General features: G+C 65.7%; 11 protein-coding genes and 2 rRNA genes. 12 read left to right on the forward strand and 1 reads right to left on the reverse strand.

All coding sequences use genetic code 11. From position 1 onward, the window contains the following. Positions 1 to 221 precede the first annotated feature (221 nt). The 12 genes from WBG99_RS30675 (at position 222) to WBG99_RS30730 (ending at position 13,864) form a co-directional block, all read left to right on the forward strand. Positions 222 to 3,343 (forward strand): 23S ribosomal RNA (locus WBG99_RS30675). A gap of 85 nt (positions 3,344 to 3,428) precedes the next feature. Further along, positions 3,429 to 3,545 (forward strand): 5S ribosomal RNA (gene rrf, locus WBG99_RS30680). Between the two features lie 108 nt (positions 3,546 to 3,653). Next, positions 3,654 to 4,262: a CDP-alcohol phosphatidyltransferase family protein gene (locus WBG99_RS30685; protein ID WP_338899432.1), complete on the forward strand. Its 609-nt coding sequence runs from the start codon at positions 3,654 to 3,656 to the stop codon at positions 4,260 to 4,262. Between the two features lie 115 nt (positions 4,263 to 4,377). After that, positions 4,378 to 6,873: a mannose-1-phosphate guanyltransferase gene (locus WBG99_RS30690; protein ID WP_338899433.1), complete on the forward strand. Its 2,496-nt coding sequence runs from the start codon at positions 4,378 to 4,380 to the stop codon at positions 6,871 to 6,873. 95 nt (positions 6,874 to 6,968) lie between these two features. After that, a complete protein-coding gene (locus tag WBG99_RS30695; protein ID WP_338899434.1) occupies positions 6,969 to 7,874 on the forward strand; it encodes a DUF881 domain-containing protein in 906 nt (301 codons plus the stop codon). Further along, positions 7,871 to 8,203 (forward strand): small basic family protein, encoded by a 333-nt coding sequence (locus WBG99_RS30700; protein ID WP_009343209.1) that lies wholly within the window; start codon positions 7,871 to 7,873, stop codon positions 8,201 to 8,203. The genes WBG99_RS30695 and WBG99_RS30700 overlap by 4 nt, the downstream gene beginning before the upstream one ends. 5 nt (positions 8,204 to 8,208) lie before the next feature. Beyond that, complete coding sequence (locus tag WBG99_RS30705) at positions 8,209 to 9,084, forward strand: DUF881 domain-containing protein (RefSeq protein WP_338899437.1); 876 nt, start codon at positions 8,209 to 8,211, stop codon at positions 9,082 to 9,084. A gap of 82 nt (positions 9,085 to 9,166) precedes the next feature. Then, positions 9,167 to 10,117 (forward strand): FHA domain-containing protein, encoded by a 951-nt coding sequence (locus WBG99_RS30710; RefSeq protein WP_338900535.1) that lies wholly within the window; start codon positions 9,167 to 9,169, stop codon positions 10,115 to 10,117. A 44-nt stretch (positions 10,118 to 10,161) separates the two neighbouring features. Continuing rightward, a complete protein-coding gene (locus tag WBG99_RS30715; protein WP_338899438.1) occupies positions 10,162 to 10,917 on the forward strand; it encodes a MerR family transcriptional regulator in 756 nt (251 codons plus the stop codon). Positions 10,918 to 11,001: 84 nt separating this feature from the next. Next, a complete protein-coding gene (locus tag WBG99_RS30720; protein ID WP_005475662.1) occupies positions 11,002 to 11,475 on the forward strand; it encodes a bifunctional nuclease family protein in 474 nt (157 codons plus the stop codon). 336 nt (positions 11,476 to 11,811) lie between these two features. Beyond that, positions 11,812 to 12,459 (forward strand): MerR family transcriptional regulator, encoded by a 648-nt coding sequence (locus WBG99_RS30725; protein WP_338899439.1) that lies wholly within the window; start codon positions 11,812 to 11,814, stop codon positions 12,457 to 12,459. Positions 12,460 to 12,511: 52 nt separating this feature from the next. Beyond that, complete coding sequence (locus tag WBG99_RS30730) at positions 12,512 to 13,864, forward strand: DNA polymerase IV (RefSeq protein WP_338899440.1); 1,353 nt, start codon at positions 12,512 to 12,514, stop codon at positions 13,862 to 13,864. A gap of 316 nt (positions 13,865 to 14,180) precedes the next feature. Here the strand turns inward: WBG99_RS30730 and WBG99_RS30735 are convergent, their stop codons facing one another. Beyond that, complete coding sequence (locus tag WBG99_RS30735; protein WP_338899441.1) at positions 14,181 to 14,549, reverse strand: PRC-barrel domain-containing protein; 369 nt, start codon at positions 14,547 to 14,549, stop codon at positions 14,181 to 14,183. Positions 14,550 to 14,574 lie beyond the last annotated feature (25 nt).

Genomic DNA, 14,574 nt, shown 5'->3' on the forward strand with positions numbered 1-14,574 from the left:
GATTATTCGGCACGGTTCAGTATGGGTGAGAGCGTTAGTACTGCTTCGGCGTGGAACGCGAAGCTCATCGACTGATCGTGTCGGGCACGCTGTTGGGTGTCTGAGGGTATGGCCGTATGGCTGCCTTCAGTGCCGGCCCCAGTGCACTCGGACCGCTCTGGTTCGGGGTGATGGGTGGTTGGTCGTTGTTTGAGAACTGCACAGTGGACGCGAGCATCTGTGGCCAAGTTTTTAAGGGCGCACGGTGGATGCCTTGGCACCAGGAACCGATGAAGGACGTGGGAGGCCACGATAGGCCCCGGGGAGTCGTCAACCAGGCTTTGATCCGGGGGTGTCCGAATGGGGAAACCCGGCAGTCGTCATGGGCTGTCACCCTTGCCTGAACACATAGGGCAAGTGGAGGGAACGCGGGGAAGTGAAACATCTCAGTACCCGCAGGAAGAGAAAACAACCGTGATTCCGGGAGTAGTGGCGAGCGAAACTGGATGAGGCCAAACCGTATGCGTGTGAGACCCGGCAGGGGTTGCGTATACGGGGTTGTGGGATCTCTCTTTCACAGTCTGCCGGCTGTGAGACGAGTGAGAAACCGTTGATGTAGGCGAAGGACATGCGAAAGGTCCGGCGTAGAGGGTAAGACCCCCGTAGCTGAAACATGAACGGCTCGTTTGAGAGACACCCAAGTAGCACGGGGCCCGAGAAATCCCGTGTGAATCTGGCGGGACCACCCGTTAAGCCTAAATATTCCCTGGTGACCGATAGCGGATAGTACCGTGAGGGAATGGTGAAAAGTACCGCGGGAGCGGAGTGAAATAGTACCTGAAACCGTGTGCCTACAAGCCGTGGGAGCGTCGGACAAGCACGTGTGCTTGTCTCGTGACTGCGTGCCTTTTGAAGAATGAGCCTGCGAGTTTGCGGTGTGTTGCGAGGTTAACCCGAGTGGGGTAGCCGTAGCGAAAGCGAGTCCGAACAGGGCGTTTCAGTAGCACGCTCAAGACCCGAAGCGGAGTGATCTAGCCATGGGCAGGTTGAAGCGGCTGTAAGAGGTCGTGGAGGACCGAACCCACCAGGGTTGAAAACCTGGGGGATGACCTGTGGTTAGGGGTGAAAGGCCAATCAAACTCCGTGATAGCTGGTTCTCCCCGAAATGCATTTAGGTGCAGCGTCGTGTGTTTCTTGCCGGAGGTAGAGCACTGGATAGGCGATGGGCCCTACCGGGTTACTGACCTTAGCCAAACTCCGAATGCCGGTAAGTGAGAGCGCGGCAGTGAGACTGTGGGGGATAAGCTCCATGGTCGAGAGGGAAACAGCCCAGAGCATCGACTAAGGCCCCTAAGCGTACGCTAAGTGGGAAAGGATGTGGAGTCGCAGAGACAACCAGGAGGTTGGCTTAGAAGCAGCCACCCTTGAAAGAGTGCGTAATAGCTCACTGGTCTAGTGATTCCGCGCCGACAATGTAGCGGGGCTCAAGCGTACCGCCGAAGTCGTGTCATTGCAGCATGTACGCCCAACGGCGGCTGTGATGGGTAGGGGAGCGTCGTGTGCCGGGTGAAGCAGCCGCGGAAGCGAGTTGTGGACGGTTCACGAGTGAGAATGCAGGCATGAGTAGCGATACAAACGTGAGAAACGTTTGCGCCGATTGACTAAGGGTTCCTGGGTCAAGCTGATCTGCCCAGGGTAAGTCGGGACCTAAGGCGAGGCCGACAGGCGTAGTCGATGGATAACCGGTTGATATTCCGGTACCCGCTGTGAAGCGTCAAACATTGAACCAGGCGATGCTAAGTCCGTGAAGCCGTCCCGGAGCCTTCGGGCAAAGGGGAGTGGTGGAGCCGACGGACCAGACCTGCAGTAGGTGAGTGATGGGGTGACGCAGGAAGGTAGTCCATCCCGGGCGGTGGTTGTCCCGGGGTAAGGGTGTAGGCCGTGCGACAGGTAAATCCGTCGTACATGTGGCTGAGACCTGATGCCGAGCCGATTGTGGTGAAGTGGATGATCCTATGCTGTCGAGAAAAGCCTCTAGCGAGTTTCATGGCGGCCCGTACCCTAAACCGACTCAGGTGGTCAGGTAGAGAATACCGAGGCGTTCGGGTGAACTATGGTTAAGGAACTCGGCAAAATGCCCCCGTAACTTCGGGAGAAGGGGGGCCATCACTGGTGAGAGGACTTGCTCCTCGAGCTGGGGGTGGCCGCAGAGACCAGCGAGAAGCGACTGTTTACTAAAAACACAGGTCCGTGCGAAGCCGTAAGGCGATGTATACGGACTGACGCCTGCCCGGTGCTGGAACGTTAAGGGGACCGGTTAGCTCACTTTCGGGTGGGCGAAGCTGAGAACTTAAGCGCCAGTAAACGGCGGTGGTAACTATAACCATCCTAAGGTAGCGAAATTCCTTGTCGGGTAAGTTCCGACCTGCACGAATGGCGTAACGACTTCTCGACTGTCTCAACCATAGGCCCGGTGAAATTGCACTACGAGTAAAGATGCTCGTTTCGCGCAGCAGGACGGAAAGACCCCGGGACCTTTACTACAGTTTGATATTGGTGTTCGGTTCGGCTTGTGTAGGATAGCTGGGAGACTTTGAAGCAGCCACGCCAGTGGTTGTGGAGTCGTCGTTGAAATACCAGTCTGGTCGTGCTGGATGTCTAACCCGGGTCCGTGATCCGGATCGGGGACAGTGTCTGATGGGTAGTTTAACTGGGGCGGTTGCCTCCCAAAGAGTAACGGAGGCGCCCAAAGGTTCCCTCAGCCTGGTTGGTAATCAGGTGGTGAGTGTAAGTGCACAAGGGAGCTTGACTGTGAGACCGACGGGTCGAGCAGGGACGAAAGTCGGGACTAGTGATCCGGCGGTGGCTTGTGGAAGCGCCGTCGCTCAACGGATAAAAGGTACCCCGGGGATAACAGGCTGATCTTCCCCAAGAGTCCATATCGACGGGATGGTTTGGCACCTCGATGTCGGCTCGTCGCATCCTGGGGCTGGAGTCGGTCCCAAGGGTTGGGCTGTTCGCCCATTAAAGCGGTACGCGAGCTGGGTTTAGAACGTCGTGAGACAGTTCGGTCCCTATCCGCTGTGCGCGTAGGAGTCTTGAGAAGGGCTGTCCCTAGTACGAGAGGACCGGGACGGACGAACCTCTGGTGTGCCAGTTGTCCTGCCAAGGGCATGGCTGGTTGGCTACGTTCGGGAGGGATAACCGCTGAAAGCATCTAAGCGGGAAGCCTGCTTCGAGATGAGGACTCCCACCCCCTCTGAGGGGTTAAGGCTCCCAGTAGACGACTGGGTTGATAGGCCGGATGTGGAAGCCCAGTAATGGGTGAAGCTGACCGGTACTAATAGGCCGAGGGCTTGTCCTCAGTTGCTCGCGTCCACTGTGTTGGTTCTGAAACCACGAACAACCCCGCCATGGTCACGGCGGTGCGGTTGACTGTTTCATAGTGTTTCGGTGGTCATAGCGTGAGGGAAACGCCCGGTTACATTCCGAACCCGGAAGCTAAGCCTTACAGCGCCGATGGTACTGCAGGGGGGACCCTGTGGGAGAGTAGGACGCCGCCGAACTCCTTTTAGAGCTCTGGCTCTTGGGCGCGATGCCCAAGAGCCAGAGCTTTTTGCGTTGAGGTAGGGTCAGGGGGCATCGTTCGCTCATTTCCCACAGGAGGCTCCCGGGTGGACGTCCAGGAGACCCGGGTCCAGACGGACCGGGTCCTCACCATCCCGAACATCCTCAGCATGGCGCGGCTCGTTGGCGTGCCCGTCTTCCTGTGGCTGATTCTCTGGCCCGAGTTCGGCGGCCCCAAGGCCGACGGCTGGGCGCTCCTGGTGCTCGCTCTCAGCGGCGTCAGTGACTATCTGGACGGCAAGCTGGCGCGGCGCTGGAACCAGATCAGCAGCCTTGGCCGGCTCCTCGATCCCGCGGCCGACAGACTGTACATTCTGTCGACCTTGGTGGGCCTCACCTGGCGCGAGATTCTGCCATTCTGGTTGACCGCTGCACTGCTCTTGCGAGAGCTGGTTCTGCTGGCGATGGTGGGCATCCTGCGGCGGCACGGCTATCCGCCGCCGCAGGTGAACTTCCTGGGGAAGGCGGCTACCTTCAACTTGATGTGTGCCTTCCCGTTGCTGCTGCTCAGTGACGGAAGTGGATGGATCTCGTCACTCGCTGCCATTTTCGGATGGGCGTTCGCCGGATGGGGTACAACTCTGTACTGGTGGGCAGGGATCCTCTACGTGGTTCAGGTCCGCCGACTCGTCAGTGCGGACGCCATGGCCGATTGAGCCCGCCAGATTGAGCGGCGGTAGTGGCTCGATGGCCCGCGTTGGAAAAGCGCGGGACAATCTGGACGGGTGAAGTCGGCCAGACCGTCGTCTCTTCAAGGAGGACGCTTCCGACATGAAGGCCGTCGTGATGGCCGGAGGTGAAGGCACACGCCTTCGCCCCATGACCTCGAGCATGCCCAAGCCGCTCCTGCCCGTGGCGAACCGCCCGATCATGGAGCACGTGCTGAGGCTGCTCAAAAGGCATGGGCTCAATGAGACCGTCGTTACTGTCCAGTTCCTGGCGTCACTCGTCAAGAACTACTTCGGCGACGGCGAGGAGCTCGGGATGGAGCTCACCTATGCCAATGAGGAGAAGCCACTCGGTACCGCCGGGAGCGTCAAGAACGCCGAGGAAGCGCTGAAGGACGATGCGTTCCTCGTCATCTCCGGCGATGCCCTCACGGACTTCGACCTCACGGAGCTCATCAATTTCCACAAGGAAAAGGGTGCGCTCGTCACCGTGTGTCTGACACGGGTGCCGAACCCGCTGGAATTCGGTATCACCATCGTGGACGAGGAAGGTAAGGTCGAGCGGTTCCTGGAGAAGCCGACGTGGGGACAGGTCTTCTCCGACACGGTGAACACGGGCATCTATGTGATGGAGCCCGAGGTCTTCGACTACGTCGAGGCCGATGTACCCGTCGACTGGTCCGGTGACGTCTTCCCGCAGCTGATGAAGGAGGGCAAGCCGGTCTACGGCTATGTCGCCGAAGGCTACTGGGAGGACGTCGGCACCCACGAGAGCTATGTGAAGGCTCAGGCCGACGTCCTGGAAGGCAAGGTCGACGTCGAACTCGACGGCTTCGAACTCTCCCCGGGCGTGTGGATTGCCGAAGGTGCCGAGGTGCATCCTGACGCCGTGCTGCGTGGTCCGCTGTACATCGGGGACTACGCCAAGGTCGAGGCCGGTGTCGAGATCCGTGAGCACACCGTCGTGGGCTCGAACGTCGTGGTGAAGAGCGGGGCCTTCCTCCACAAGGCCGTGGTCCACGACAACGTCTACATCGGGCAGCACAGCAATCTGCGCGGATGTGTGGTCGGCAAGAACACCGACATCATGCGGGCCGCGCGGATCGAGGACGGAGCGGTGATCGGCGACGAGTGCCTCGTCGGCGAAGAATCGATCATCCAGGGGAACGTGCGCGTCTATCCCTTCAAGACGATCGAGGCCGGCGCCTTCGTCAACACGTCGGTGATCTGGGAGTCCCGAGGGCAGGCGCATCTGTTCGGCGCCCGCGGCGTGTCCGGCATCCTGAACGTGGAGATCACCCCCGAGCTGGCCGTGAGGCTCGCGGGAGCGTACGCCACGACGCTCAAGAAGGGCTCCACGGTCACCACGGCCCGCGACCACTCCCGAGGCGCCCGTGCGCTGAAGCGGGCGGTCATCTCGGCGCTCCAGGCCAGCGCCATCGACGTACGGGATCTGGAGAACGTACCGCTGCCGGTCGCACGGCAGCAGACCGCGCGGGGGAGTGCCGGCGGGATCATGATCCGGACGACGCCCGGGGTTCCGGACTCGGTCGACATCATGTTCTTCGACGGGCAGGGTGCCGACCTGTCGCAGGCCAGTCAGCGGAAGCTGGACCGGGTGTTCGCGCGGCAGGAGTACCGGCGCGCGTTCCCGGGGGAGATCGGGGACCTGCATTTTCCGGCCAGTGTCTTCGACTCGTACACCGGATCGTTGCTGCGGAACGTCGACACGACGGGGATCGCCGAGTCGGGGCTCAAGGTCGTCGTGGACGCCTCCAATGGCAGCGCGGGGCTCGTGCTGCCGAGTCTCCTCGGCAAGTTGGGCGTCGACTCGTTGACGATCAACCCCGGTCTCGACGAGTCGCGGCCGACGGAAACGGGCGACATGCGGCGCTCAGGACTGGTGCGGCTGGGCGAGATCGTGGCCTCCTCGCGGGCCGCGTTCGGTGTGCGCTTCGACCCTGTCGGTGAACGGCTGTCGCTCGTCGACGAGAAGGGGCGGATCGTCGAGGACGACCGGGCCCTGCTGGTGATGCTCGACCTGGTGGCCGCGGAGCGGCGCAGCGGGCGGGTGGCGCTGCCGGTGACCACCACGAGGATCGCCGAGCAGGTCGCGGCATACCACGGCACTCAGGTCGAGTGGACGACCACTTCGCCGGACGACCTCACACGGGTCGGCGGTGACGAGACGACCATCTTCGGCGGTGACGGCCGCGGTGGTTTCATCGTGCCGGAGTTCAGCAGCGTGTTCGACGGGACCGCGGCCTTCGTACGGCTCATCGGTCTGGTGGCGCGGACGCAGCTCACCCTCAGCCAGATCGACGCGCGGATTCCCCGGGCGCATGTCCTCAAGCGGGACCTCGCCACTCCGTGGGCGGTCAAGGGGCTGGTGATGCGCCGGGTCGTGGAGGCGGCCGGGGAGCGCTTCGTCGACACGACCGACGGTGTGCGGGTGGTGGAGACCGACGGGCGGTGGGTGATGGTCCTGCCGGACCCGGCCGAGGCCGTCACCCATCTGTGGGCCGAAGGGCCGGACGACGCCTCCGCGCAGGCCCTGCTCGACGAGTGGTCCGCGGTCGTGGACAGCGCCGGCCGCTGAACCACCCCGCACGCGCGCATGCCGGACAGGCCCCAACGGGGCCTGTCCGGCATGCCGGTGGGGCCATTCGGTGGTAGTGGTCGCGACGTGCGACGATGTGCGGCATGCCGCAGCAGCCCCCCGTTCGGAGCACTGCCTCGCGCCCGGCGCGTCCGGACGCCTCCATGTCGCTGCTCACCAACGTCATGGACCACAGCCTCGACGACGGGTACGCGCAAGCCGCCGCCCGCAAGAAGGCCGCAGGCACCACCGGCATGCCGAAGACACTACGGGCCAAGCTGGGCCTCGCGGTCGGTCTCGTGTTCGCCGCCCTGGTGGTGACGGTGGGCGCGGCGCAGGCGCGGATAAGCGCTCCCGTGGTCGCCAAGGAGCGCGAGGAGCTCATCGACCGCATCCAGGAGGAGACCGCTGTCGCGAACGAGCTCGAAGGCTCCGTGGACCACCTCCGTGAGGAGGTGAGCGCACGGCAGCGGAAGGCTCTCAAGGACGACGGCGGCAGCGACGCGAACGATCTCGTGGGAGTTTTGGCGGGCGCCGTCGCGGTGCACGGCCCCGGCCTGAAGCTCGTCGTCAACGACTCCAAGGGCGCCGGCCAGGGCGGTGACGGCGACCCCCGTGAGGCGTCCGGGTTCTCGGACACCGGCCGGGTGCGTGACCGGGACATGCAGCGGGTCGTCAACGGGCTGTGGCAGTCGGGTGCCGAGGCCATCTCGATCAACGGGCAGCGGCTCACCGCGCTGTCGGCGATCCGGGCCGCGGGCGACGCGATACTGGTCGACAACAAGCCGCTGGCACCGCCCTACACGGTCCTCGCCGTGGGCGACGGGCAGCGGCTGAGCACCAGGTTCCAGAACAGCCCCGACGGGTTGTACCTGCATGCTCTCCAGGAGAACTTCGGCATCCGGACGGGCATCTCCGTCGAGGACGACATCAAGGTGCCGGCCGCGCCGAGCGTGATCGTACGAACCGCAGTACCCAGCACAGAGAAGGGCACATCGTGATCGCCGTACTGGGCCTCGTCCTCGGAGTCGTGGCCGGACTGTTGGTCCGGCCCGAGGTACCGGCGGTGGTCGAGCCGTACCTTCCCATCGCCGTGGTGGCGGCCCTGGACGCCGTCTTCGGTGGTCTGCGGGCGATGCTGGACGGCATCTTCGACGACAAGGTCTTCGTCGTGTCTTTCCTGTCGAACGTGGTCGTGGCCGCCCTGATCGTCTTCCTCGGCGACAAGTTGGGCGTCGGCGCGCAACTGTCCACGGGCGTCGTGGTCGTCCTTGGCATCCGCATCTTCTCCAATGCCGCGGCGATCCGCCGGCACGTGTTCCGGGCGTGAGGCCGATGAACGAGCGCGAAGAGACGCCGGAACCGAAGCTGGGTCAGGGCGGGGGACAGGAGGACACACCGACGGCACGGCTGCGCCGCGAACTCCCCCAGGAGGTGCCCTCCGAGGCCGCCGAGGAGCCCGGTGAGGCCCGGCCGGGGGAGAGGAACCAGCTGACCGGGCGGCAGCGGCTGGCCCAGGGGCTGTGGCCGCCGCGCTTCACCCGTGCCCAACTCATCGTCGCTCTCCTGCTGTTCGGCCTCGGCTTCGGGCTGGCCATCCAGGTGGCCTCCAACAACGACGACAGCGTGCTGCGGGGAGCACGCCAGGAAGACCTCGTACGCATCCTCGATGAACTGGATGACCGTACTCAGCGTCTGGAGGAGGAAAAGCAGGGTCTGGAGGATCAGCGCACCGAACTGGAGAACAGCTCGGACCAGGCCGAGGAGGCACGCAGGCAGACGGTGGAGAAGGAGAGGCAACTCGGCATTCTGGCGGGCACGGTGGCGGCGCAGGGACCCGGCATCACACTGACGATCAACGACACGAAGGGGACGGTCGAGGCGGACATGTTGCTCGACGCGATCCAGGAGCTGCGCGCGGCCGGCGCGGAGGCGATCCAGGTGAACGGCGTGCGGGTCGTCGCCGGCACCTATCTGACCGATTCCGGCGGGGGAATCAGCGTCGACGGGAACAAGATCACCCAGCCCTTTCGTTTCAAGGTCATCGGCAACCCGCAGGACCTCGAGCCCGCACTGAACATCCCCGGAGGCGTGGTGCAGAGACTGGAGAAGGAGCAGGCCACCGTGACCGTGCGGCGGGCGGAGAAGATCGTCGTGGACGCCTTGCGAGCGGCGAAGCGGCCTGACTACGCTCGGTCGTCCTCCCAGTGAACCGCGGGTGCATGGGGGCCGTCCGGCGAGGGCATGAGGTTGCGGGGGGTCGGCGCACCGAACGGGTGGTGCGTGGTGGAAACTGTCTGGTGGATACGGACGTTGTGAGGTTGTCCGGCTCGGCCGGTGTGTTCAGTCAGGGTTCGTCCTGCCCCACGGGCGGGTCTGTTTCGGTCAAGGGGAATCGCCCGTGAAGTTGTTTGCGAAGTTGTTCGGCAAGAGCGCGCGAGAGGACAGCGACAATGCGACCTCCCGCCATCGCGCGCAGCCTTCGGAAGCGGAGGGGCAGGGCGGTGAGCGCCCGCTGTTCCGGGACCAGGTCGCTGGTCCGGGAGGTGGCATTTCCGGAGGTCAGGGCGCGCCGTCTGTTGACCCTGCCCAGTCCGGCCGCATAGGTTTCGGGGAACCGTCAACCTCAAGTACGGGTGGAGAATTTACTTCCGACCCGTACGCGTCCCACGCCCCGGAGGGGCAGCCGCGGCAGGAGGATCCGTCGATGTCGGCCCTGGTGTGTACGAGGTGCGGTAACCGCAACGCGGAAAACAGCCGCTTCTGCTCGAACTGCGGTGCTCCGCTGCGGGCCGGCACGGCGGCCGAGCGTCCGTCCGAGACGACCTCCACGATCTCCATCTCCGGCCTTGAGGCCTATGACTCCGAGGTCACCGGCCAGACCCAGCTGCCGGCGCTCTCCCCCGAGGCTCAGGCCGCCGTGGACGCGCTGCCGCTCGGCTCGGCGCTCCTGGTCGTGCGTCGTGGTCCGAACGCTGGCAGTCGCTTCCTGCTGGACAGTGATCTGACCACGGCGGGCCGTCACCCGCAGAGCGACATCTTCCTGGACGACGTGACCGTGTCGCGTCGCCACGTGGAGTTCCGTCGCGGCCAGGACGGCTCGTTCACGGTCGCCGACGTCGGCAGCCTGAACGGGACGTACGTCAACCGTGAGCGGATCGACCAGGTCGCCCTGCACAACGGCGACGAAGTGCAGATCGGCAAGTACCGGCTGGTCTTCTACGCGAGCCAGCGAGGCTACTGACCCTCCCCCGGACTCCGTCCGGGGGAGGCCCCGAGGGAAGGTCCATGCTTCGAACAACGAGCGGTGGTGCCGACCACGGCGCCACCGCCGCGGACAGTGGCCTGATGAGCATCGGAGCGGTGCTGAACGCGCTGCGCGAGGAGTTCCCCGAAGTCACGATCTCCAAGATCCGTTTCCTGGAGTCGGAGGGGCTCGTCGAGCCACAGCGGGCCCCCTCGGGGTATCGCAAGTTCAGTGCCGACGACGTCGAGCGCCTCGGGCACGTCCTCAGGATGCAGCGGGACCACTACCTGCCGCTCAAGGTGATCCGTGAGTATCTGGAGGCGCTGGAACGGGGCGAGGACGTCCGTCTGCCGGCGGTGGGGCGCCAGCGTGACGCCGGTGACGGAGAGCGGCTGAGTGAACTCTTCGGGGAGCCCGAGGAGCCGACGGCCGCCCGGATCGGACGCACCGAACTTGTCGCCGGCGCCGGGATCGACGAGGAGCAGCTGGCCGAGTGGGAGTCGTACGGGCTCGTGACCCCGCTGCCGGACGGGTCGTACGACGCCGAGGCCCTCACTGTCGCCACGCTTGTGGTGGAACTGGGGCGGTTCGGTATCGAGCCCCGGCATCTGAGGGTGATGCGGGCAGCAGCCGACCGTGAGGCCGGACTCGTCGATCAGGTCGTGGCGCCTCTGCGCCGCCACCGCAATCCGCAGACCAGGGCGCATGCGGAGGACCGTACGAGGGAGCTGGCGGGGCTCACGGTCAAGCTGCACGCCACGCTCGTGCAGAGCGCGCTGGGGGTACGGCTCCGCTGAGGCGCGGTGTTCGCCTGTGGCGGATCGGCCGACCGATCTGTGCCCGACTACCCAAACATCCCGAGCACGGCCTAGGGTTGCTGTGTGAACGAGCTCGATGTCGTAGGTGTCCGGGTGGAAATGCCCTCCAACCAACCGATCGTGCTCCTGCGCGAAGTGGGAGGCGACCGTTACCTCCCCATCTGGATCGGGCCGGGGGAGGCGACGGCGATCGCTTTCGCCCAGCAGGGCATGGCGCCCGCGCGACCGCTGACCCATGACCTGTTCAAGGACGTGCTGGAGGCCGTCGGCCAGGAGCTCACGGAAGTGCGCATCACCGACCTGCGTGAGGGCGTGTTCTACGCGGAGCTGGTGTTCGCCAGCGGAGTCGAGGTGAGTGCCCGCCCCTCCGACGCCATAGCGCTGGCGCTGCGTACCGGGACGCCGATCTTCGGCAGTGACGGGGTGCTCGACGATGCGGGCATCGCGATCCCGGACGAGCAGGAGGACGAGGTGGAGAAGTTCCGCGAGTTCCTCGATCAGATCTCGCCCGAGGACTTCGGTACCAACAGCCAGTGAGGCCAAGGTCGCCGTCGCACGGCCGTTGTGCGCCGCGGCCGGGGCCGTGGCCCTGAGGCGGCCAGCGGGTGTGCGGGGCCGAGGAGGGCGCGGATCGGCGGTCTCTTCGGTTGTGGCTGGGCGCGGGGCGGCGAATTCGAGTCCTCGGCACTTGCCAAGGATCAGTGCGTTGTCAGACGGTTCCGGTCGAGCGCATTCGGCTAGCCTTTCCCCGCGGGAGGGCACGGGAAACCACTCTCAGGGTGATTATCACTCGGCGTGGCGAGTGCGGCGGTCGTTGACGCACCCCTGGTGGCTGCCTACCGTCGAGAAGGCAGGTCAAGGACGGAGGTCGGCGTGAGAAGCAGCGGCGACGGTACGGCTGGGGGTGCCCCCGGACGCAGGCTGGGGCAGAACGGCGGCCCGTACCCGCTTCACGACAGCGCGGCCGGTCATGTCCCGCAGCGGCCCATGGCAGTGCAGGACAGCGCGGCGGCCGAGTCCGAGCCGCACGAGAACGTCGGCTATCGCGGACCCACCGCGTGTGCCGCCGCAGGCATCACCTACCGGCAGCTCGACTACTGGGCCCGCACCGGCCTCGTGGAGCCGAGCGTGCGGCCTGCCCATGGCTCCGGGACACAGCGCCTCTACAGCTTCCGGGACGTTGTCGTCCTGAAGATCGTGAAACGGTTCCTCGACACGGGAGTGTCGCTGCAGAACATCCGCACCGCCGTTCAGCACCTGCGGGAGCGGGGCTTCAGCGATCTGGAGCGGATGACGCTGATGAGCGACGGGGCGACAGTCTACGAGTGCACCTCGCCCGACGAGGTCCACGCTCTCCTCCAAGGCGGCCAGGGGATTTTCGGGATCGCCGTTGGGGTGGTCTGGCGTGACGTGGAAAGCGCTCTCTCGCAGCTGCACGGAGAGCGGGTCGACACGGGAGAGACGCTGATGGGCAGCAATCCGGCGGACGAGCTGGCGCGGCGGCGCAACCGCGCAGTCTGAGGATCTCGGCCGTACAGGGGCATTGTCAGTGGCGTAGGGCAGCATCGGAGATGTGAGAACCGCGCCCACGATCCTGCATCTCGACATGGATGCCTTCTACGCCTCGGCGGAGCAGGCATCCAAGCCGAGTCTGCGCGGGAAGGCCGTGATCGTGGGCGGGCTCGGGCCACGAGGGGTGGTCGCGACCGCCTCGTACGAGGCGCGGGTCTTCGGGGTGCATTCGGCGATGCCCATGGCGCAGGCGCGCCGACTCGCGCCGAATGCCGCGTACCTCACGCCGCGCTTCACGTTCTACCGGACGATCAGCGATCAGGTCATGGGGTTGCTGCGCGCGCTGTCACCGCTGGTGGAGCCGTTGAGCCTGGACGAGGCGTTCGTGGACCTGGAGGCCGGGGGAGCGGCCTGGGACGACGAGTCGGCGCGGCTGGCGGGGGCGCGGTTGCGTGTGGACATACGGGCGGTGACCGGGCTGACGGGGTCCGTGGGGCTCGCGGCCTCCAAGATGATCGCGAAGATCGCGTCCGAGCAGGCCAAGCCGGATGGTCTCGTGCTGATCGAGCCCGGTTCGGAACGGGCGTTGTTGGGGCCGATGTCCGTGCGGATCCTGCCGGGGGTGGGTCCGGCGACCGGGGACCATCTGCGGCGGTCCGGGATCACCACGGTCGAGGAGATCGTGGAGGCGGGAGAGGACGAGGTCGTACGGCTGCTGGGGAAGGCACACGGGCACGGGCTGTACGCGATGGCGCTGGCGCGTGACGACCGGGCGGTGATGGCCGAGCGGGACACGAAGTCGGTGTCGGTGGAGGACACGTATGACGTGGACATCCATGACCGGGTGCGGGTCCGGATGGAGGTGCAGCGGCTGGCGGACCGGTGCGTGCGGCGGCTGAGGGGAGCCGGGCTGTCGGGGCGCACGATCGTGCTGAAGGTGCGGCGGTACGACTTTTCGACGCTGACCCGGTCCGAGACGCTGCGGGGACCTACGGACGACCCGGCCGTCGTGCGGGAGGCCGCAGCGCGGTTGCTGGGGAGCGTGGACACGACGGGTGGGGTGCGGTTGCTCGGAGTGGGGGTCAGCGGGCTCGCCGACTACACGCAGGAGGACCTGTTCGCCCAAGCGGCGGGGGAGTCGGATCTTGCGGAGGAGGAAGCGACGGCCGTGGCTGCTCAGGCGCCCGTGGCGGAGGAGAGCGCGGGTGGCGAGCGGCAGTGGAGAGCCGGTCATGACGTGAGGCATGTCGAGTACGGGCACGGGTGGGTGCAGGGCAGTGGACTCGGGCGGGTGACCGTACGGTTCGAGACGCCCGACGATGTGGAGCCCGGGTGGGTGCGGACGTTCAGGACGGACGATCCCGGGCTGGAACCGGCCGAGCCCCTGTCGCTGCGAGGTGGGGTGAGGGGCTGAGGCCGCTGGGGGGCGTCGCCGGTCGCCGTTGTGGTCGAGCTGCGTTGTGCGGGAGTGACGGAGAGCGGCGAGGCGGGGCGGCGGCCGACCACGCGAAGGACGACAGGGTCGGTCGCGAGCGGACGGGAGAGCGGGCGAGAGGGACCGAAGGGGGCGTGAGGACGCCGAGGCGAAGATCGTGGCGAGGTGGGGACGAGAGTGCCGGGGCGAAGGCAGCCGGAGCGAGGGGCGCGGCGAAGGAGTGATGGGGGTGGTCCTCGGTCGGCGGGGCGCAGGTCGGGTGTGGGTGAGAGGGCCGCGGGGTTCGGCGCGGGCGTCAGGGGTCGTCGTGGCCTGCTATGTGGCCGAAGTCGTGGTCCGGCGGGAGCGGTGGGGCAATGTCGAGGCCGTAGTGGTGGTAGAGCTGGAGTTCTTGTTCCGGGGAGAGGTGGCGGCCCACGCCGAAGTCGGGGGCGTCCTTGATGAGGGCGCGGTCGAAGGGGACGCGGAGGGAGCCTTCGACGAGTTCGCTGGGCTCCAGGGGGACGAACGCGTCGCGGCCGAAGAGACCCATGCGTATCGCGGCCCACTCGGGGAGGCCGGTCGCGTCGTCGAGATAGACCTCGTCGACGGTGCCGATCTTGGTGCCCTTGCGGTCGAACGCCTTGCGGCCGATCAGGTTGCGGGGATCGATGTCGGTCTGCACGGGCCCTCCAAGTGGTCGGAGAGGG

The sequence above is a fragment of the Streptomyces sp. TG1A-60 genome (genome assembly GCF_037201975.1).
Classification (GTDB): Bacteria; Actinomycetota; Actinomycetes; order Streptomycetales; family Streptomycetaceae; genus Streptomyces.

Excerpts from the sequence above, each read along its gene's own strand:
- WBG99_RS30690 (WP_338899433.1), top strand. The coding sequence starts at position 4,378 with ATGAAGGCCGTCGTGATGGCCGGAGGTGAAGGCACACGCCTTCGCCCC.
- WBG99_RS30695 (WP_338899434.1), top strand. The coding sequence starts at position 6,969 with ATGTGCGGCATGCCGCAGCAGCCCCCCGTTCGGAGCACTGCCTCGCGC.
- WBG99_RS30705 (WP_338899437.1), top strand. The coding sequence starts at position 8,209 with ATGAACGAGCGCGAAGAGACGCCGGAACCGAAGCTGGGTCAGGGCGGG.
- WBG99_RS30715 (WP_338899438.1), top strand. The coding sequence starts at position 10,162 with ATGCTTCGAACAACGAGCGGTGGTGCCGACCACGGCGCCACCGCCGCG.